This window comes from Nonomuraea sp. NPDC048882 (assembly GCF_040649755.1).
Classification (GTDB): domain Bacteria; phylum Actinomycetota; class Actinomycetes; order Streptosporangiales; family Streptosporangiaceae; genus Nonomuraea; species Nonomuraea maheshkhaliensis.
Genome location: NZ_JBEZGB010000004.1, coordinates 303,812 through 323,169, shown reverse-complemented (window position 1 = coordinate 323,169; position 19,358 = coordinate 303,812). Strand labels below are relative to the sequence as shown.

The following is a 19,358-nucleotide window of genomic DNA, read 5'->3' as shown; positions in this document are numbered from 1 at the left end:
TGTGCGTCACCATTCCGACGCATAAATGATCTCCCAAGCGGGAAGCAGATCATTTCCCCAGCGAACGCGAAAGCCTTTCGCGATGGTGGTTGAGCATCTCGAACGTCTCGTCGCGGGTGGTCGTCGTCACCGACAGCTTGGTGAAGGCCTGGTGGTAGGCCTCGACCGCGGCCGAGTCGGTGTGCAGCGTGTCGGACTCGATGCCGTGGGCGCAGGCGACGTCGGGCTCGAACGCCTCGGCGAAGCGCCAGAGGGTGAACGGGCCGGTGCGCGGCACGTAGGCGGGATCCTCCATCGGCACCACGTGCAGCGAGACGTTGGGCCGCTTGGCGTGCTCGATCAGCACCTCAAGCTGGCGGAGCTGCACGTGCAGCCCGACGATCGAGCGCGTCAGCACGCTCTCGTCGATCACGGCCCACACCACTACGCCGCTCTCGCGGGCGACGGCCTCCTGACGGGCCAGTACGAGAGCGAGCGCCTCGTCGACCGTCTGCTGCCCGAGCGTCGCCGGCCCGGCCACGGTGATGGCGGCCCTGGCGTACTCCTCGGTCTGCAGCAGCGGCGGGACGAACTGGTTGTGGTAGGTGCGAATCACGGTGGCCCGCTGTTCGAGCGCGTAGCCGGTAGCCAGCCAGACGGGCACCGACTGGGCGTCGTACCAGGCGGCCTCGCGCTCGCCCCTGGCCAGGGAGAGCACGTATTCGCGGATCGGCGGGACGGAGACGCCGTAGACGGTCAGCAGGCGCTCGACGGTGATCGGCGCGGGCGCGATGCGGCCCTCCTCGATGGCGGGGATCGCCGCCGCGCCCTTGCCGACCGCGGTCTCGACCTGCTCGACGGAGAGCCCGGCGGTCAGGCGCAGCCCGTGCAGCCGCTTGCCCAGCGCCCGCCGCTGCGGCCCGCTCAGCGGCGCGACCGCCTCGGGGATGTCGGACGTGGGCTCGGGCTCCTCGGGCAGCCCCTCGGCCTTGCGGGCCAGCTCGACCACGCCGCGCAGCACGGCGAGTGAGCCCTCCGACAGACCGGAGGCGGACAGGCCGATGGTGGCGGCCCGCAGTTGCAGGTCCTCGACCGAGCCCGACTCGAGGAAGTCGTCGCCGACCAGCCAGCCGACGCTCACCTGAAGGCAGGTGGCCAGGGCCCGGAGCACCTGGAGCGTCGGGTTGGTCTGCTTGCCCGTGCGCAGCTGGCTGACGTAGGCGCGGGTGATCGGGATGCCCGCCTCCGTCAGGGCGGAGGCCACCTGCGCGCCGGTGAAGCCGCGCTTGGTCAGCGCGAGATCGAGCCGCTCGGCGAAGTTCGCCACGGCACACCTCCTACCGCCCGTGAACGTTCTCAGCGTAAGGGACGCGAGCCCCAGTGTCCCCTGCCATGCGGGCAAGCTCTGCCACGCGAGCAGGTATCAACTTATGCGCAAACTGTCAGTTGACATACTCGCACACATAAGCAGACTATCGGAGCACGTGGTAACTGAGGCTTAACAGCCAAAGGGTTCTGAAGAGATCCCCGGCAAGGAGGTGGCCAGACGTGACCATGGATACCCCGGACGCTTCCCGGTTGACGGAAGATCCGGTCTCCACCGGGCAGGAGCTCGTCGTCCAGCGCATCTGCGCGCGGGTCGCCGGGCCACTGGCCGGCGACGGCGTACGCGTCGCGAGCCTGCCGCTGGGCGGGGTCCAGGTCTGGCTGGACGACCCACGTCACCGCTGGCGCTTCTACCACCGGATGGCCCGCGAGCTGCGGCTGTCCGGCTGGCACACGGAGACCGGCCCTGACCGGCTGCTGTTGCTCGGGTGGAGTGCGGTCTGCCTGAGCCACCGGGTCAGGATGCTGGGCGCCGCCCTCAAGGGCCGGCTGGCCGACTTCGACAAGACGGCGTTCACGGCCGTCATGGTCGCCACCCGGCTCCGTCACGACGGGTTCCCAGCCGAGGACCTGCCGGCCGAGGTGGAGGCGCGCTGCGCGGATTCGCTGCGCTGGCCCGCCCGCCTGGCCGATCTCGACGGCCTGGAACGACGGTCGTCGCTCGAGCCCCTGCGACTCCGGCTGGCCCAGGTGGCCGGCCTGGAGGTCAAGGTGAGCCGTCGCTGCGGCGAGCATCTCACGCTCGCCGGCAAGGTCGCACGTACGGTGTCCGGTGGTGCGGGGCCGGCCCGTCCTCGTGCGGCAGGACCGCGGGCGGGACTGACTGAACGCATGGTCTGCGTCAGCGTGCCGAACGTGGCGGGAAGCGCGGTGACGGCGCGATGACGTTGACGCCTCTGTGCGAGCACCCGGTCGCCCCGGTCCCGACGGCCGTGACACGGCCCCGGCGACCGGCTCCGGCGACCGTGGCGCGCCGGAGGCGTCCGGCCGGCTCCCCCGGCCGGCCGAGCGTGCTCGCGCTCGGCCCGGCCCTGAACTGCCCGGACGCGCCGGCGGTCATCACGGCCGCGTCCCGGCAGGCGCCGCGGGGAGAACGGCCGGTTCAGCAGCACACACCGGTGCAGGACCCGCTGTCTCAGGACAGATCGGTCCAGGACGCATCGGTTCCAAACACACCGGTGCAGGTCGTACCGGTGCAGGATGCACCTGTTCAGGACGGACCGGTGCAGGACATGGGCGGCGCGATCTCGTTCGCCGCCTCGCTCGCCGCCATCGCGGGAATGGCGGCGGCGCCCTCAGCGCCGGCCCCGGCGCTATCCCACCCCCCCGGCACCGTGAAGCACGTGCCCGACCTGGTCGGCACGGTGCTGATGGCCAGCGCGGTAGCGGCTGGCGTGCTGGCCATCTCAAGGGATAGCACCTGGGGTCGGCTTTTCTCCCGCCCGCTGGGCCGTGCGGGCGCGTCCGCCGGGCCGCCGCCAGGATCCCCGGAGATCCCGCGGCGGCGCCGCGCGGGCAGCCCCCGGCCGCGGCAGGCCGTGCCGCCGGCCGCAGTTCCGCTCGCCGCCACGGCGCAGGTGCGGGTCGCCGTGGCGTCGGGACGTGAGCAGCGGCCGGCCGCCTCCCAACACTCCTTCCCGTCGACCAGCGACCACCAGGAGCCATCATGATCACCGACGAAGTGCCCAGGTCACGACCACACGAAGTGCACGCGCGGGGCGTACGGCCCGGCGCGCCACCCCCGGCCTGGGGCGAAGACCAGGTCGCCGAACCGCCGCCCGCCGCGCCTGCGCGCACCGTGCACCGGCTGCGCCGCATCCGGCAGGTGTCCGTCGAGGCCATCACCGAGATCGACCAGGCGCTGCGGCACCGCGCGTCCTGACCTTGCCCGTCTTCCAGCTCTGCTCGTCTTCCAGCACTGCTCGCCTTCCCAGCACCGCTCGCCTTCCCGCACAGGAGGACATCCATGCGCACCCGTCCGGGGCATCCCGTGAGCCGCGGCAGGGTCGGCGTCGTCGTGGCGCCGGCGAACCCGTCAGCGGAACCCGAGCTGACCCGCCTGCTCGGCTCGCGTGCGGACATGCACGTCGCCCGCTTCCCCGTACGGCCAGGGCTGCCCATGGCAGACCGGCTCGAAAGCTACAACGCGGACCTGCCCTCCATGGTCAACGCCTTCGACGGCCTGCGGCTGGACGCGATGGTCATGGCCTGCAGCGAGCCCCGATATCTGCTCGGCCCCGACGGGGACAAGGAGCAGTGCGACCGGCTGACAGCGGCGACCGGAGTGCCGTTCGCCTCGGCCACGCTGGCCACGCGCGAGGCGATGGAACACGTGATGGTCCACGACATCGTGCTGATCTCACCGCATGAGCCGTGGGTGACGGAGCTGGCCGAACGGTTCTGGAAGACGGCCGGCATGAACGTCACCCAGATCGTCCAGGTACGTGCTCGCGAGGGCTACTCCTCCTACGCGGTCACCCCCGACGAACTGATCACCCAGGTCGAGCTGGCGGAACCGCCGCCCGACGCGGCGCTGCTGTTCACCGGCACAGGACTGGGCACGCTGTCCGTGCTCGGCCCGCTGGCCGACGGCAACGACAGGACCCTGCTCACCTCCAACCTCTGCACCGCCTGGTGGGCGCTGTCCCACGCGGTCGGCCGGCACGTGAAGCTCAGCCGGGTGCCCTACCGCCGTCCCATGGCTTCGCAGGGGAGGCGCACGGCATGAACGGCGTCATCGTGGCCGGAGCCGGTCCCGCCGGGCTGACGGCCGCGCTCTCCCTGGCCAGGGCCGGGATCCCGGTCACCGTGCTGGAGCGGGAGAACGAACTGCCCAGGCAGGCGCGCGCGTGCACGTTTCACCCCGCCACACTCGACCTGCTCGACTCCTTGGGCGTGGCCTCCCGGCTCGTGGCCGGCGGGCGCGTCGTGGACCGGGTGCAGTGGCGCGACCGGTCCGGGATCGTGCTCGCCGAGATGGGCATGAACCGGCTGGACGGCCTGACCCGGCATCCGTTCAGGATCCACGCCGACCAGTCCGCGCTCACCGCGCTGCTGCTGGAGGCGCTGAACGTCTACCCGGACGTGGACGTGCGGTTCGGCACCCAGGTGGACGGCGTCGCCGAGGGCGGCACAGGGATCCGGGTCCGCGTCGGCCACACCTGGACGCGGGCCCGGTACATGATCGCCGCCGACGGCGCCCACAGCACCGTGCGCGGCTCGCTGGGGCTGTCCTTTCCCCGCTCCACCTGTCCCACGCAGGCGCTGCGAGTGTTCACCGACTCGCCGCTCGACCGGCTGCTGCCGAGCCTGGCGCCGCTGACGTACGTACGGGACGTGCAGCAGTCGTGCACCCTGCTCGGACTGCCCGACCACTGGCGGATCATCTTCAAGATCCCCTGCGAGGCGCACGAGCCGCTGTCGCCGTCGAACCTGTCCCTGCTGGTCCGCCGGGCCCTGCCGGGCGCCAGCGAGCCGATCAGGGTGACCGGCGCCGACCGGTTCGGGCTGTCGAGGGGGGTGCTGACCTCGTACCGGTGCGGGCGGGTGCTGTTCGTGGGCGACGCCGCGCACCTGACGTCCACGATCGGCGGGCTGAACATGAACGCCGGCATCCACGACGCCGCCGAGGCCGCCCAGGTCATCGCGGCCGTGATCGGCGGCTACGCGCAGCCCGCCGCGCTGGAGGCGTGGGCCTGGCGGCGCCGCTCGGTGCTGCTGCACCGGGTGGTCCCGCGCGGCGAGACGCGGCTGGCGGGCGTGCGCGAGCACGACAGCGCCAGGCTCGCGGCGGCCATGGCCGGGCTGCGGGCCATCGCCGGCGATCCCGACGCCACCCGCGCGTACCTGGCGCAGGCGTCACTGCTGGACATCGCGCCGAAACCGGCCGGGAGGACCTGACGACCGAGAGCACGCACCAGTCCGCGTACCGATAGGAGGAGGTGACACCGGATGTGGCGAACCCTGTCCGACGACGCCCGCCAGGCCATCCGAGACCTGTGCGACAAGCACGGAGCCCGCCTCTACGACTACTGCCGCACCGAGCTCGCCGCCGGCGACGCCGAGCAGGCGGTGGCGGGCGCCGTCATGACGGCGCACCTGTACGCGGACCGGGTGGTCGATCCGGCCCTGCGCCGGCCCTGGCTGTACGCGGTGGCCAGGGCACACCGGGCGGTCGTGGCCAAACCGGCCAGCATCGGCTCGTGGTCGCGCCCCGGCCGCATGTCGGAGCTGCTGCCCGAGGCGCTGCTGTCCCTGGATCGGCCGCAGCGCGAGCTGCTCGACCTGTCCGTACGGCACGGCCTGGCCGACCCCGAGCTGAGCGCGCTCTTCGAGTTGCCCGAAGCCGAGGTGCGCGCCATCGTCGAGCGGGCCGCGGCCGGCCTTGAGGAGTGGTTCGCCGCGATCGTCGCGGCGCGCTCCCGCGACGGCTGCCCCGACCTGACGGCACGGGTGGGCGAGTGGGTCACGGCCCCCGGCCGGCGGGCCAGGGCCAGGATCGGCCGCCACATCCAGTCCTGCGCGACCTGCCGGGCCGCGCCCAGGACCATGACGGCGGCGGCACTGCTGCGCCGCCTGCCGATCGCGGCACTGCCCGGCACACTGCCCAACCGGCTGGCGTCAGCGCAGCCTCTGCCCGGCGAGGGGCCACTCTGGCGGGCCGACGGCTTTCCTGTGCAGGCCCGCACACTGGTCGAGACCGGCTCCTCGTCGCCGGCTCCACCGGTCGCTGAGGTCACGCCACCTACCCCGGTCGCCGACCCCACGGCGGCGACCCAGGGAAAGCCCTGGTCGGCGGCGGGCGCGGCCGCCGCCGACCAGGAGCACCCCATCGCACCCGCCGTGCGCGGGCGGCATCCGTTCACGCCGCCGAGCCGTACCAGGGCCTTCCGCGGCGGCGCGAACGGCGACAAGCTCGTCTACTCCTCCGTCGTCAAGGGCGAGAGCAACGGCGTGCACCACGACGACAGCGCGGTCATCCGCTACGGCGGCATCACCCTGTCCGGCGCGGAACGGCTGACGGGCGGCGGGGGCGCGGGGAACGACCCCGGGCAATGGCAGGAGTACTGGCGGGACAAGCCCGAGGACGACGATCCCGATCAGGGCACGCCGATCAGGGCCGTGGCCAGGCTGGGGCTGATCCTCGGCGTGGGCCTGCTGGCGGCGGGCCTGATCTGGGCCGTCATGAACGCCCGCGAGCACCCGGCCACGCTCACCAAGGCCGCGGCGCAGACGAGCGTGCTGCTGGAGGAGCCCTCGCGGTGGGTGGCCGAGGTCACCACGGGCAACGCGGCCGGCGGCTCGCAGGAGAGCACCGCCGGGTCGGCGCTGAAGGCGGTGCCCAGGAAGTCCGCGCTGCCCAGGCCGGAGCCGCCGGCGGCCCGGCTGTCGCCGGCGTCGGTGTCGCTGGGGCAGGGGCGCACCGGGTCGTTCGCGCTGGCGTGCACCGGCCGGTGCGAGATCGTGTCGGCCTCGGGCACGGACGGCATCGCCGTGTCGGGGAACCGGTTCCGGATCAAGGAGACGGCCGGGGCGCGCTGCGAGGACGAGTCCGTCGTACGACGCGGGGAGATCGTGGTCAGGTGGGCGGGCAGGACCACCGGGGACGGCCGCCACACCGGCGGGACCACCGCCGGTGGGGGCACGCTGCGCCTGAAGGTGTCCTGGACGGTCGAGCGGGGTGACGGCGTGCTGACGCTCGACGCCCGCGACGGGACCCACTGGCGCGACTGCTGAGGCGGGCCACTTGGGCAGGGGCTTGTGACAGCCCCTGCCCCGCGCCGGTGTTTTGCGCCGGCGTTTTAGAAGAAGTGGAACCCGGGCTCAGGCTCGGGCAGGTCCAGCTTCTCCGGCCCGCGGAACCTGGAGGTGTCCTTGGGCACGTCGGGCAGCGGCGTGCCGAGCACGAACGGCACGGTCACGCTGCTCCTGGCCAGATCGACGGTGACGTTCGCCCCGGTGCCGGTCTCGGAGCTGTACGTCGAGTCGGTGCCGGCCACCACCAGGCCGATCCTGTGGCCCTTCTTGAAGGTGTAGTCCTGCGGCAGGGTCAGCCACTTGACGGTCCCGTACGTGCCAGGAGGCAGCGGCTTGCCCTGGCTGAGCGAGTCGCGGTTGCGCACGTCGATCCAGCCGCGGGCGACGATCTCCAGCGGGCGGGTGGCCACGTTGGTGACGACCTTGCGGTAGCAGGCGTCGTCGTCCGCGGTGCTCTCGCCGTGGCAGTCCTCCTCGGTGAGCGTGGTGATGCCCTGGCCGCGGCGCCAGTCGACGCGGGTGTCGTCGCCGAAGTCCACCAGGAGCGCGGTCAGGTTGGAGGCCGGCTTGTCCAGCTTGACCCGCAGGTCGGCGGTGGGCGTGCCGGACAGGCGCAGGCTCAGCGGCAGCTCACCGGTGGTGAACGCCACCCGCCCCGGGTGCGGCTGGCCCACCTCGGCCACCATGTCGGTCTCGCTCATGGCGACGTCGGTGAACGTGGCAGTGCTGTTCCTGGCGCCGGGGCGCAGGCCGAGCGAGCCGTCGGCCGAGGGCCGGAGCGACGCCTTGAGCGCGTACGGGGCCGGCCAGTCGCGCTGCGTGATCCACTGCGCCGGGCCGATCTCGACGTCCGCGCGCGGCTCGTTCGTGATGCCGTTGCGCACGCCGTGCAGCCAGCGGTCGAACCAGCGGTGCAGCGTGTCCACCCACAGGTCCCTGCGGCCCTCGAAGTCGAACGGGTCCACGTGCTGGGTCTGGCCGACCCAGATCTTGCGCGGCACGTTCCTGTCGGCCAGGGCCTTCCACCAGGTGGAGAAGTTGTCGGGCTTGACGTTGAGGTCGTTGACCGTGTGGATGACGAAGACGCTGGCCCTGACCTTGGAGACGTCGCCGAGCAGGCCCTTGATGTAGTCGCGCTCGGCCCAGAACCCGTTGTAGTCGCCGGTGTCGTCGCCGTCCTCGGCGTCCATCTTGTCGCGTACCGGCCGGCACTTGTCCTCGGGGTCGGTGTCCACGTAGTTCGCCAGCCAGGAGGCGTAGTCGTAGTTGTAGATGACGCCGTTCGAGCGCTGGTACTTGTACCAGGAGCTGATCGCCGAGATGGGGACGATCGTCTCCAGGCCCTTGACGCCGGTGGCGGCGACCGCGTTGGCGAGGGTGCCGTCGTACGACTTGCCGATCATGGCGGACTTGCCGGTGGTCCAGTCGGCCACGGCCGGGGTGCCGTCCGGCTTGAAGGCCTTGGCGCGGCCGTTCAGCCAGTCGATGACGGCCTTGCCGCCCAGCACGTCGGCCTTGCCGCCGATGTCGGGGCAGCCCTCGGACCTGGTGGTGCCGAGCATGTCGACGTTGAGGACGGCGTAGCCGCGGGGGACGAAGTAGTTGTCATAGAAGAGCGGAAATTTCGTGACATTTCCGGCGGCGTCGTAGACCTTCCGCTCGCCTTCGTTGCCACGACCCGAGTTGTCGTAGTACGGGCTCTCGTCGATGATCACCGGCACCCTGAGCCTGGGGCCGGACTCCTTGGGCCGGATGATGTCCACCCTGACCTTGTCGAGATTGCCGTCGAGGTCGCTGTCGACGGTCGACTCGACGTACACGTGCTCGCGGACGGCGTCCGCGTAGGAAAAAACGGGCTGTGTCCGGCCGTTCTTGACGGTGATCGCGGGAGCGGCGGCGGCCTGGGCCGGCGTCGCTATCGCGAGGGTGAGCGCGACGGCGAACAGGGCCGGGCGTAATTGTGACACGCGTGACCTCCGTGAGGGTGTGCTGGAGCCAGAACGCAATCTCTCAGACGGTCTGACACGTGGCAAGAGGGCCCAGTCGTGAACGCAGTAGTGAGGGCGGTGGAGAAACCCACCCACGAGCCCAGCCATGGGCGCGATGAAGATCCGAGCCGCCGGGCCCGCTCAGGAAGCGTCTAGGGTGGATGTCCGATCAGCCGTTGAGGAGAGGGTGCATGCGTAACGTCGCTCGGACCTCGCTCGTGGACGCCGCCATCGCCGAACTCCGCAGGGAGATCGCCGAAGGGGTGTGGCCGGTCGGCACCAAGATCCCCTCCGAGAGCCGGCTCGCGGAGAGCCTGGGCATGAGCAGGCTGTCGGTACGCGAGGCGGTGCGGGTCCTCGCCCACGCGGGCCTGCTGCACACCCGGCAGGGCGACGGCACCTACGTGACGGCGACCGACGAGTCCCAGGTCGCGCTGCGCCGCCGCCTCGACACCGCCGCCGCCATGGACATCATCGACGTCCGGCGCGGCCTCGACCTCGTCGCCGCCCGGCTGGCGGCCGGCCGCCGCACGGAGGCCGACCTGACCGCGATGCGCCAGGCCCTGTCCCGCAGAGACGCGGCCGGCCGCGCGGGCGACCTCGACGGCTTCGCCGACGCGGACGTGGACTTCCACCTGCTGGTGGCGGACGCGGCCCACAACGCCCTGCTCGGGGACCTCTACCGGAGCATGAGCGACGCGCTGCGCGACAGCGTACGAGACCAGGAGCAGGCGGCCCTGGAGCCCGACCCCTCCCACGAGGCCCTGCTACGCGCGATCGAGGCCGGCGACCCGGCCCAGGCGGTCGCCGTCTCCATCGCGATCCTGGACCAACAGGAACGCGACCTCTGACCCCTCCGGTTGCGTTCCCGGCACCCGGACGACACGCCACCATAGGCACAAACGTTCGACGCCCTGACTGACGTGACGACGACCGGGACACTACGCTGCGAGGATGAGCAGGTGGGACGGCAGGGAACGCGCCGCGCTGGTGGCGCTGCTTCGGCGTACCACCACCGAGAAAGGCGAACGTGAGTCCGTGCGGCGGCTCCGACGAGACATCGCCCGTGGTCTTGCTGCGCGAACGGCTGGGACCTGACGACCTGTTCTCCGATCCGGTGGAGGAGGCGATCGCCCAGGCGCGGGAGGACATCGCCTCCTGGGAACGAGACGGCATCCAGGTCATCGCCTTGGGAGACGAACGTTATCCGCAGCGGTTGCGCGACGTGTTCGATCGCCCCGCCCTGCTGTTCGCCCGGGGGACGCTCCTCGACGAGCACGACGGCGTCGCCGTGGTCGGTTCCCGGGCGGTCCTCGTCAGAAGGCCGGTCGCTGGCGTCCCAGCTGGCCACCCGACTCGCCGAACGCGGTCTCACGGTGGTCTCGGGCCTGGCGGCCGGCGTCGACACGGCGGCCCACCAGGCGGCACTCCGTGCGGGTGGCCGGACGGTGGCCGTCATCGGCACCGGGATCCGCAGACACTTTCCTCCTGAGAACCGCGACCTTCATCGTGAGGTAGCCGAGCGTGGGGCCGTGCTCTCGCCGGAGCCGCGGAGGTCACCGTCGTGGTCATCGCGCGCCGCATCCGTACGGACAATCCAGGGATCGCCGGTGGAAGCATCCCTTCGGCAGGTTCTCGCCGATCGCGAATACTCCGTGGACATCTGTCCGGTCACCGGAGGCGAATGCCGGCAGCCGGGGCCGCCCCATCGGTGAACCGGGATGCGCCCGGATGGGTGCTGCTCGGGGCGCATCCCGGTCGTTCGGGTGGTCAGCCGGGGATGGCGATGGTGTCCGCCTGATCGTTGAGTGGTGGGTCGGGGTCTGGGTTCGGGCGGCGACGGAGGAGATACGGGAGGCGCAGAGCGGTCAGTGCCAGCAGGGCGCCGGCGGACGCGGCGAGGAGCAGGGTCCAGGTGGGGACTGTGCTGCTTTCGCCACTGGACGGGGTCGTGGCGGGTTTCTGGGCGGGTTTCTGGGCGGGTACGGCGGCCGGGGCGTCGCCGAACAGCGGGGCCGGGGGGCGGATCGTGTCCCAGTACTTGTCGGCCTCGGCGCCCAGGTTGGCCACCAGGTCCTTCGGTACGGGGTTGATGCGCAGGGAGCCGGGGACCGTCAGGGTGCCCACCTCGTACGGCTGGAACGGGCCCTGGACGGCCTCCACCTTCCACGTGCCCTCCGCCAGCGCCACGGCCGTCGCGTAGTGCGCGGCCTCGGGCAGGACCTTTCCGTCGAAGGTCACGCTGGTGCCGTCGGAGCCGGTGAAGCGGAGGGCCACGGGGTTCATGGCTCCCTGGTACGGGTGCGTGCCGTGTTGCAGCACCCAGAAGCCCAGCGTGTACGACTCGCCGCCCTCGAAGCGGGCCGGGGACGGATCCAGGTACGTCACCGCCCAGCCACCGGAAGCCGAGGCCGGGACGCCTCCACCGGTCGAAGCCGCGGCCGGGACGCCCGCGACGGCCAGTGCCGTCACCAGGGCCAGTGCCATCAGTGCCCTTCTCATGGGGACCACCTCCGGTCTGCATACACCGCAGGCCGCCCCGAGGTTCCCGCCCCGCCCGGGAAAGCCGTCCCGCGGAACGGCCCGACGCCCGACGCCCGACTCCCGACTCCCGACGCCCGACTCCCGAAAGGAAAGTGCGCTATTTCCCGATAGGGCGCGCACAATGGAAAGAGAAAGGCGAGAATTCGGCGAGGAGCGAGGAGGCTTGCGCCGTGCCCGCCGCCGGACGCGAATATCTGACCGCGATGCTCGACGTGCTCGTCTACGAGAACCTCTTGGTCGCCTGGCGCCGGATGCCGCTCGGCGGGTACATGATCGTCTCGCATGAAGGCGAGGAGATCAGGCTGACGGCGCAGCAGGCGGACATGTGGACACGCGGCGCCTTCGCCGTCTACCTGGCGCTGGTGGATCAGCGCCGCATCCGCCCCCGCATCCCCGGCGACACCGCCCCGAATTGATCCCCCGCCACACCGCCAAAAAACTGCCCGTTCCGCGGCCCGCGTGCCCTATCTTGTAATGCCGATTTCCGACCGGACGATATACCCCGGGTCAGGCAAAGCCGTTTTTCCGCGCGCGCGTCAAGACGCCTGGTTGTTCATGAACTGCGAGATCTTCCACTCCTCGCCGTCCTTGCTGAGCAGGAACAGCTCCCGGTAGTCGTCGTCGCCCTGCTTGCTGGTCGAGCGGACGAAGGCGTCCTGGTCGCCGGCCGTACGCGACTGGTCGATCGTGTGCGTGGCCTGCTTCATGTCCTGCGAGCCCTGCAGCTTCTGGAACAGGGCGCGGATGGCCTGGCTGCCCTCCGCCGTGGCCTGCCCGTCCACCGCGACCACCGCGTCGTCGGCGAAGGAGCTGACGACCTGGTCGAGGTTGCCCGACTTGAGGGCGTTGAAGTAGCCCTGGACGGCCGACTCCGCCTGGCTGCCGCCGGCGGTGTCGGACGGCGATGCGGTGCCGGGCGACATCGAGTCCATGTCGGTGGGCGTGCCGGGGCTGGCCGCCCCCTTCATCGCCTGGGTGTTCGCGGAACAGCCCGCGATCAGGAGTGCGGGCACGACAGCGGCCAGCAGGAGTGCCCTGTGCTGAGAAATCTTGGTCATGGCCGCTTGATGCCCCCGCCGGTCGGCGGCGAATGCGCGGTTTAGGCACTTCGCACAGCCTCTTTACCGGGTCCGGGTATTACTCACGGTAACGCTTCACCGGAATTGGAGAGACCGGTCAGTGCCGCGATCGTTGCCACCTTGATACCCAGTGGGCATGGCAGCGCCGATACCGTCCATTCAGTGCCGCGAATCCAGGCGAATCCTGAGCCTCTCCCCCAGCGCGAAGACGCCGAACGTTGTGACAACGTCGAGTCGGGACGGCGCTGCGTGCTTCCAGCGGCTCACCGCAGCGCACATGTCTACCCCCCGGTAGAGGTGGGCGCCGTGGAGACCAGAGCCTAGCCCGCCGCCCGCACCCGCTGCAGCAGAACGCAGACGCCGGGTGGCGCCAGGACCGTCGTCACGGCCCCGGCGCCACCCGGCGTCCCCTTCTCAAGTTCTCCGGCGCGTCTCCCTAGACGCCGGCCTCCACGAGTACGCCGGCCTCCACGAGTTGACGCACGGTGACCTCGACGTGCCCACCCTCAGCCCGCACGGCGTAGACCGGCACCGACACGCTCTCGTCATCGAGGCAACGCCCGGTCACGAGCGAGAACACCTGCTTGTGCAGCGGCGAGGCGACCGTCGGCTCGCCGCGCCTGGTGCCCACGATGCCGCGCGAGAGCACGTACGCCCCGCTGAACGGGTCGAGGTTGGACAGCGCGTACAGGTCGCCCTCGTAGGTACGGAAGATCGCCACCTGGACGCCGTCCACCAGGGCGCAGACGCCGCGTTCCGGCAGCAGGGCGTCGTAGGCGCAGATCGGGGTCCAGCTCATGGGGCCATCACCGGCTTGATCTGGCCGCGCTCGCTGCCGAACACGATCGACGGGTCGGGCACGCCGGGGGCGTTGACGAAGCTGACGAACCGGCTGAGCTTCTCCGGGTCGTCGAGCGTGGCCTGCCATTCGTCGGCGTACGTGGCGATGTGGTGGTCCATCTGCGCGTCCAGGTCGGCGCAGATGCCGAGCGAATCGTTCATGATCACCTCACGGAGGTAGTCGAGGCCGCCGTCCAGCGACTCGAGCCAGGTGGCCGTGCGTTGCAGCCGGTCCGCGGTGCGGATGTAGAACATGAGGAACCGGTCGATGGTCCTGATCAGTTCGTCGGTGGTCAGGTCGGTGGCGAGCAGGTCGGCGTGGCGGGGCTTGAAGCCGCCGTTGCCGCCGACGTACAGGTTCCAGCCCTGCTCGGTGGCGATGATGCCGAAGTCCTTCGAACGGGCCTCGGCGCATTCGCGGGCGCAGCCGGAGACGGCCGACTTCAGCTTGTGCGGCGAGCGCAGGCCGCGGTAGCGCAGCTCCAGCGCGATGGCCATGCCCACGGAGTCCTGGACGCCGTAGCGGCACCAGGTCGAGCCCACGCAGGACTTCACCGTACGCAGCGCCTTGCCGTACGCGTGCCCCGACTCGAACCCGGCGTCGACCAGCCGCCGCCAGATCTCCGGCAGCTGCTCGACCCTGGCGCCGAACAGGTCGATGCGCTGCCCGCCGGTGATCTTGGTGTAGAGGCCGAAGTCGCGGGCCACCTCGCCGATCACGATCAGCTTGTCCGGCGTGATCTCGCCGCCGGGGATGCGCGGGACGACCGAGTACGTGCCGTTCTTCTGGATGTTGGCGAGGAAGGCGTCGTTGGTGTCCTGGAGCGCGGCCCGCTCCCCCTCCAGCACGTGCCCGTTGTGCAGCGAGGCCAGGATCGAGGCCACGGCCGGCTTGCAGATGTCGCAGCCGCGGCCCTGCCCGTGCTGATTGATGAGCTCGGAGAAGGTGGTGATGCCGCGCACCCGTACGATGTCGAACAGCTCGGCCCGCGAGTACGTGAAGTGCTCGCACAGCGCCTTGCTGACCTCGACGCCCGACTTCTCCAGCAGCTGCTTGAGCATCGGCACGCAGCTGCCGCAGGTCGTCCCGGCCCGCGTGCACGACTTGATGCCGGGCACGTCGGTGACGCCCTTGTCGGCGATGGCCGAGCGGATGTCGCCCGCGCACACGTTGTTGCACGAGCAGACCTGCGCCTCGTCCGGCAGGTCGAGGCTCGCGCCGGCCCCGCTGAACAGCAGGTCGGACGGCGCGGCGGGCAGTTCCTTGCCGACGAACGGCCGCAGCGAGGTGTACGGCGATGCGTCGCCCACGCAGATGCCGCCGAGCAGCGTCCGCGCGTCGTCGCTGATGAACAGCTTCTTGTACACGCCGCCCACCGGGTCCATGTAGGTGACGTCGAGCGCCCCCTCCATCGCCCCGAACTGGGCCACCTCCACGCCCAGCAGCTTGAGCTTGGTGGACAGGTCGGCGCCCTCGAACGCCGCGGAGCCGCCCATGATCCGGTCGGCGGCCACCTCGGCCATCGTGTTGCAGGGCCCGACGAGCCCGTAGACCATGCCGCCGGACAGCGCGCACTCGCCGACCGCGTAGATGGCGGGGTCGGAGGTCCGCATGGCGGAGTCGACCACGATGCCGCCGCGCGGGCCGACGTCGAGCCCGGACGACCTGGCCAGCTCGTCGCGCGGCCTGATCCCGGCCGAGAACACGACGACCTGCGCCTCCACCAGGGTTCCGTCCGGCTTGCGCAGCCCGGTGACCCGGCCCTCCTCGTCGGCGACGACCTCCTGCACGCCCGCCCCGGCGTGCACGCTGAGCCCGAGCCCCTCGATGTGCGACTTGAGCACCGAGCCGCCGCCCTCGTCCACCTGGCGCGGCATGAGCCAGGGGCTCATCTCGACGATGTGCGCCTTGAGCCCGAGCGCCCGCAGCGCGTCGGCGGCCTCGAGGCCGAGCAGGCCGCCGCCGACGACGACGCCCTCCACGGCGTCCTTGGCGGCCACCCTGATCGCGTCGAGGTCCTCGATCGTGCGGTAGACGAACGCGTGCTCGGCGCCCGGCACCGGCGGCACGAACGGCGCGGAGCCGGTCGCCAGCACGAGCACGTCGTAGGGCTCGGCGCCGCCGTCGGCCATGAGCACCTGGCGGGCGTCCCTGTCGATGCCGGTGACGCGGGTGTTCAGCCTGGTCACGACGCCCGCGGGCACCTCGTAGGTGAGGTCTTCGACGGTGGTGCCCGACAGGTAGGAGGTCAGCGCCACCCGGTCGTAGGCGGGGCGCGGCTCCTCACCGATCACGGTCACGGTACCGGCGAAGCCCCTGCTCGTGAGCGTCTCGACGAGCCGGTGAGCGGTCGGGCCGTACCCGACGACGACGATCCTGTTCACACGGAGATCCCTTCCTGCTCGCACAGCCAGCCGACGATGCCCTCCACGGCGTCGCGGCAGGTACCGCATCCGGTCGTGGCCCTGGTCGCGGCCGCCACTCCGGCCACGTCCCGCGCCCCGGCCTCCCAGCACGCCCTGATCTGGCCCTTGGTCACGTTGTTGCACCGGCAGATCGTGGCCGCGTCGGGCATGAGCGTCGGGCTGTCGGTCACGGGCGCCGACGACAGCCCGGGGAACAGCAGCCCGGCCCGGTCTCCCGGTACAGGACCGCCACGGTCGAAGAGCTGAGTGAGCGTGCCGACGGCGTCGCTCTCGCCCAGCAGGATCGCGCCGACCAGGCGGCCGTCGCGGATGACGAGCTTGCGGTAGGTGCCGCGGGCCCGGTGGCTGAAGCGCACCACCTCGGCGTGCTCCTCGCCGAGGTGCGTCTCGCCCATCGCGGCCAGCTCGACGCTCTTGGCCTTGAGCCGGGTGACCAGCCGGGAGCCCCGGTAGCGGGCCTTGCCGCCGGTGATGACCTCGGCGGCCACCACGGCCTGCTCCCAGGCGGGGGCGACCAGGCCGTACACGGTGCCGTCGTGCTCGGCGCACTCGCCGATGGCGAAGATCGACGGGTCGTCGGTACGCATCTCGTCGTCCACGACGACGCCGCGCCGCACCTCCAGCCCGGCGTCGGCGGCCTGCTTGGTCACGGGACGAACGCCGCAGGCGAGCACGACCAGGTCTGCCTCGACCAGCTCTCCGTCGTCGAGCCTGACGCCGCTCTCCTCCACCCCGGAGGCGCTGACGCCGGTACGGATCCGCACGCCGAGCCCGGCCAGCGTCTCCTCCAGCACCACGCCGGCCTCGCTGTCGAGCTGGCGTTCCATGAGGTGGTCGGCCAGGTGCAGGAGCGTGACGGGCAGGCCGCGCCCGGCCAGGCCGCGGGCGGCCTCGATGCCGAGCAGGCCGCCGCCTACGACCACGGCCCCGCGGGCGTGCTCGGCCGCCTCCATGATCCGCTCGCAGTCCTCCAGCGTGCGGAACGGGATCGCCCGCTCCACGCCGGGGATCGGCGGCACGATGGCGTAGCTGCCGGTGGCCAGGACCAGCAGGTCGTACGGCTCGCGCCGCCCGTCCTCGGTCACGACGTGCCTGGTCTCCCTGTCGATGTGAGCGACCGCGCTGCCGAAGGCGGCCGTCACGTCGTGGGCGTCGTACCAGGCGGGGTCGACCAGCCGGACCTGCTCCGGCCTTGAGCTGCCTGCCAGCACGTTCGACAGCAGAATGCGGTTGTAGGGCCGGCACGTCTCCGCGCCGAACACGGTGATCTTCATGTGCGGGTCACGGGCGCGTACCTCGCTGATCAGCCGCGACCCGGCCATCCCGTTGCCCACGACGACGAGCCTCATGAGTCCCTCTCCACCCTGACGGCGCTGACCTTGAACTCCGGCATCCTCGACGTCGGGTCCAGGGCCGGGTTGGTGAGCCGGTTGGCGCCCTCCCAGTGGAAGGGCATGAACACGGTGTCCCTCCTGATCGCGTCGGTGATCCTGGCCACGGCCTTGGCCTCGCCGCGCCTGCTGGTGACGCGCACGACGTCGCCCGGGCCGATGTCGAGCTGCTCGGCCAGGTCGGGGTGCAGCTCGACGTACGGCTCGGGCGCGGCCTGGACGAGCGGGGCGATCCTGCGGGTCTGCGCGCCGCTCTGGTAGTGGGCCAGCACCCGGCCGGTGCTCAGGTAGAGGGGGTAGTCCCCGTCGATCTCCTCGGCCGGCGGCCGGTGCTGGACGGGCACGAAGTTGGCCCGGCCGTCCGGAGTTGCGAAGGAGTCGAGGAAGGGCCTTGGCGTACCCGGGTGATCGGGGTCAGGACAGGGCCAGAAGACGCCGGTCTCGGCCGTGATGCGCTCGTACGTGATGCCGGAGTAGTCGGCCGGGCCGCCGGCGCTGGCGCGGCGCAGCTCGTCGAAGACCTGGACCGGCTCGGTCTCGAAGGAGTGGCCGAGCCGTTCAGCGAGGGCGGCGATGACGTCCAGGTCGCTCCTGACGCCCTCCGGCGGGGCGACCGCCTTCTGTCGCAGCAGGACGCGGCCCTCCAGGTTCGTCATGGTGCCGCCCTCCTCGGCCCACTGGGTCACGGGGAAGACCACGTCGGCCAGCGCCGCGGTCTCCGACATGACGAAGTCGCAGGTCACCAGCAGGTCGAGGGCGGCGATGCGTTCGGCCACGTGTTCGGAGGCCGGCGCGGAGATGATCGGGTTCGAGCCGAACAGCAGCAGCGCGCGCGGCCCCTCCCTGGTGCCGAGGGCGTCGAGCAGCTCGTACGCCGACCGCCCAGGCCCCGGGATGTCCTCGGGATCGATCCCCCAGACCCCGGCCACGTGCGCCCTGGCGGCCGGATCGTCGATCTTGCGGTAGCCGGGGAGCTGGTCGGCCTTCTGCCCGTGCTCCCTGCCGCCCTGCCCGTTGCCCTGCCCGGTCACGCACCCGTACCCGGAGCCGTGCCGGCCGGGCAGCCCGAGCGCGAGGGCCAGGTTGATGTACGCGGTGACGGTGTCGGTGCCCTTGGCGTGCTGCTCGGCACCACGCCCGGTCAGGATGTACGCCTTGTCCACCGCCGCCATGGCCCTGACAGCCTGCCGCATCTGGTGCACGGGCACGCCGGTGATCCGCTCGACCCGCTCGGGCCACCAGGCGGACAGCGAGGTGCGCACCTCCTCGAACCCGGTGGTCCTGGCGGCGACGTACGCCTCGTCCACGAGGTCGTCGGCGACGGCCAGGTGCAGCAGGCCCAGGGCCAGCGCCAGGTCGGTGCCGGGGGCGGGCTGGAGGTGCAGCCAGGCCAGCTTGGCGGTCTGGGTGCGGCGCGGGTCGATCACGATCACCCGCGGGCCCGTCACGTGGCGGACGAAGGGCGGCATGGTCTCGGCGATGTTCGCCCCGGCCAGCAGCACGACGTCGGCCTCGGCCAGGTCGGTGATCGGGAACGGCATGCCCCGGTCCATGCCGAACGCCCTGATGGAGGCGGCGGCGGCCGAGGACATGCAGAACCGGCCGTTGTAGTCGATCTGGCTGGTGCCGAGCGCGACCCGGGCGAACTTGCCCAGCGAGTACGCCTTCTCGTTCGTCAGCCCGCCCCCGCCGAACACGGCCACGGCGTCGGGGCCGTGTTCGGCGCGGATGGCGGACAGCCGGTCCGCCACATAGTCGAGCGCGACGTCCCAGGCCACGGGCTCGCCGTGGAGGAGGGGCGTGGTCAGGCGCTCGCCGTTGGTGAGCAGTTCGCCCGCCGTCCATCCCTTCTGGCACAGCGCGCCCGAGGCGTTGGCGGGAATGTCGGTCCTGGGGGTGATGGCCACCCCCGGGCCGATCTCCATGCCGCACTGCAGCGCGCAGTACGGGCAGTGGGTCGCCGTCAC

General features: G+C 71.5%; 17 protein-coding genes and 1 pseudogene. 10 read left to right on the top strand and 8 right to left on the bottom strand.

Annotation, left to right across the window (positions count from 1 at the left end):
• Window positions 1-49 precede the first annotated feature (49 nt).
• The gene (locus AB0C27_RS15825; protein WP_357843800.1) at window positions 50-1,306 is read right to left on the bottom strand and encodes a Scr1 family TA system antitoxin-like transcriptional regulator; all 1,257 of its coding nucleotides are present in this window, start codon (window positions 1,304-1,306) and stop codon (window positions 50-52) included.
• Between the two features lie 221 nt (window positions 1,307-1,527).
• Here AB0C27_RS15825 and AB0C27_RS15820 point away from each other — a divergent pair, with 221 nt between their 5' ends.
• The 6 genes from AB0C27_RS15820 to AB0C27_RS15795 all read left to right on the top strand — a co-directional run bounded on the left by AB0C27_RS15820 (window position 1,528) and on the right by AB0C27_RS15795 (window position 7,101).
• Entirely contained in the window at window positions 1,528-2,250 is a 723-nt protein-coding gene (locus tag AB0C27_RS15820) for a hypothetical protein (protein ID WP_346114870.1), read from the top strand.
• 125 nt (window positions 2,251-2,375) lie between these two features.
• Window positions 2,376-3,035, top strand: coding sequence for a hypothetical protein (locus tag AB0C27_RS15815; RefSeq protein WP_357843797.1), 660 nt, complete (start codon window positions 2,376-2,378; stop codon window positions 3,033-3,035).
• On the top strand, window positions 3,032-3,247 hold the full coding sequence (locus tag AB0C27_RS15810; protein ID WP_357843794.1) for a hypothetical protein: 216 nt from the start codon (window positions 3,032-3,034) through the stop codon (window positions 3,245-3,247). The genes AB0C27_RS15815 and AB0C27_RS15810 overlap by 4 nt, the downstream gene beginning before the upstream one ends.
• Window positions 3,248-3,331: 84 nt before the next feature.
• On the top strand, window positions 3,332-4,093 hold the full coding sequence (locus AB0C27_RS15805; protein ID WP_357843791.1) for a hypothetical protein: 762 nt from the start codon (window positions 3,332-3,334) through the stop codon (window positions 4,091-4,093).
• Window positions 4,090-5,265: an NAD(P)/FAD-dependent oxidoreductase gene (locus AB0C27_RS15800; RefSeq protein WP_346114540.1), complete on the top strand. Its 1,176-nt coding sequence runs from the start codon at window positions 4,090-4,092 to the stop codon at window positions 5,263-5,265. Before AB0C27_RS15805 ends, AB0C27_RS15800 begins: the two co-directional genes overlap by 4 nt.
• A 51-nt stretch (window positions 5,266-5,316) precedes the next feature.
• Window positions 5,317-7,101 carry a hypothetical protein gene (locus AB0C27_RS15795; RefSeq protein WP_357843787.1) on the top strand — a complete coding sequence of 595 codons (1,785 nt, stop codon included), beginning with the start codon at window positions 5,317-5,319 and terminating at the stop codon, window positions 7,099-7,101.
• 65 nt (window positions 7,102-7,166) lie between these two features.
• On the opposite strand, the gene AB0C27_RS15790 is transcribed toward AB0C27_RS15795, so the two are convergent.
• Window positions 7,167-9,089: a Xaa-Pro dipeptidyl-peptidase gene (locus tag AB0C27_RS15790; RefSeq protein WP_357843784.1), complete on the bottom strand. Its 1,923-nt coding sequence runs from the start codon at window positions 9,087-9,089 to the stop codon at window positions 7,167-7,169.
• A gap of 212 nt (window positions 9,090-9,301) precedes the next feature.
• Between AB0C27_RS15790 and AB0C27_RS15785 the strand changes: the two genes are divergently transcribed.
• The 3 genes and pseudogenes from AB0C27_RS15785 to AB0C27_RS15775 all read left to right on the top strand — a co-directional run bounded on the left by AB0C27_RS15785 (window position 9,302) and on the right by AB0C27_RS15775 (window position 10,825).
• On the top strand, window positions 9,302-9,961 hold the full coding sequence (locus AB0C27_RS15785) for a FadR/GntR family transcriptional regulator (protein WP_357843781.1): 660 nt from the start codon (window positions 9,302-9,304) through the stop codon (window positions 9,959-9,961).
• 179 nt (window positions 9,962-10,140) lie between these two features.
• A pseudogene (locus tag AB0C27_RS15780) lies at window positions 10,141-10,410 on the top strand (DNA-processing protein DprA); the annotation flags it as partial.
• Window positions 10,316-10,825 carry a DNA-processing protein DprA gene (locus AB0C27_RS15775; protein WP_357845273.1) on the top strand — a complete coding sequence of 170 codons (510 nt, stop codon included), beginning with the start codon at window positions 10,316-10,318 and terminating at the stop codon, window positions 10,823-10,825. The pseudogene AB0C27_RS15780 and the gene AB0C27_RS15775, both read left to right, overlap by 95 nt.
• A 55-nt stretch (window positions 10,826-10,880) precedes the next feature.
• Here AB0C27_RS15775 and AB0C27_RS15770 read toward each other — a convergent pair whose 3' ends face one another.
• Window positions 10,881-11,612, bottom strand: a complete 732-nt coding sequence (locus AB0C27_RS15770) for a hypothetical protein (protein WP_357843778.1) — start codon at window positions 11,610-11,612, stop codon at window positions 10,881-10,883.
• Between the two features lie 212 nt (window positions 11,613-11,824).
• Here AB0C27_RS15770 and AB0C27_RS15765 point away from each other — a divergent pair, with 212 nt between their 5' ends.
• Window positions 11,825-12,070, top strand: coding sequence for a hypothetical protein (locus AB0C27_RS15765; RefSeq protein WP_357843775.1), 246 nt, complete (start codon window positions 11,825-11,827; stop codon window positions 12,068-12,070).
• A 120-nt stretch (window positions 12,071-12,190) separates the two neighbouring features.
• Here the strand turns inward: AB0C27_RS15765 and AB0C27_RS15760 are convergent, their stop codons facing one another.
• The 5 genes from AB0C27_RS15760 to AB0C27_RS15740 all read right to left on the bottom strand — a co-directional run bounded on the left by AB0C27_RS15760 (window position 12,191) and on the right by AB0C27_RS15740 (window position 19,358).
• A complete protein-coding gene (locus tag AB0C27_RS15760) occupies window positions 12,191-12,712 on the bottom strand; it encodes a nuclear transport factor 2 family protein (RefSeq protein ID WP_357843772.1) in 522 nt (173 codons plus the stop codon).
• A gap of 457 nt (window positions 12,713-13,169) precedes the next feature.
• The gene (gene nirD / locus AB0C27_RS15755; protein ID WP_357843769.1) at window positions 13,170-13,532 is read right to left on the bottom strand and encodes a nitrite reductase small subunit NirD; all 363 of its coding nucleotides are present in this window, start codon (window positions 13,530-13,532) and stop codon (window positions 13,170-13,172) included.
• On the bottom strand, window positions 13,529-15,958 hold the full coding sequence (nirB, locus tag AB0C27_RS15750) for a nitrite reductase large subunit NirB (RefSeq protein WP_357843766.1): 2,430 nt from the start codon (window positions 15,956-15,958) through the stop codon (window positions 13,529-13,531). The genes nirD and nirB overlap by 4 nt, the downstream gene beginning before the upstream one ends.
• On the bottom strand, window positions 15,955-17,349 hold the full coding sequence (locus AB0C27_RS15745; protein WP_357843763.1) for an FAD-dependent oxidoreductase: 1,395 nt from the start codon (window positions 17,347-17,349) through the stop codon (window positions 15,955-15,957). Before AB0C27_RS15745 ends, nirB begins: the two co-directional genes overlap by 4 nt.
• The gene (locus AB0C27_RS15740) at window positions 17,346-19,358 is read right to left on the bottom strand and encodes a molybdopterin-dependent oxidoreductase (protein WP_357843760.1); all 2,013 of its coding nucleotides are present in this window, start codon (window positions 19,356-19,358) and stop codon (window positions 17,346-17,348) included. Before AB0C27_RS15740 ends, AB0C27_RS15745 begins: the two co-directional genes overlap by 4 nt.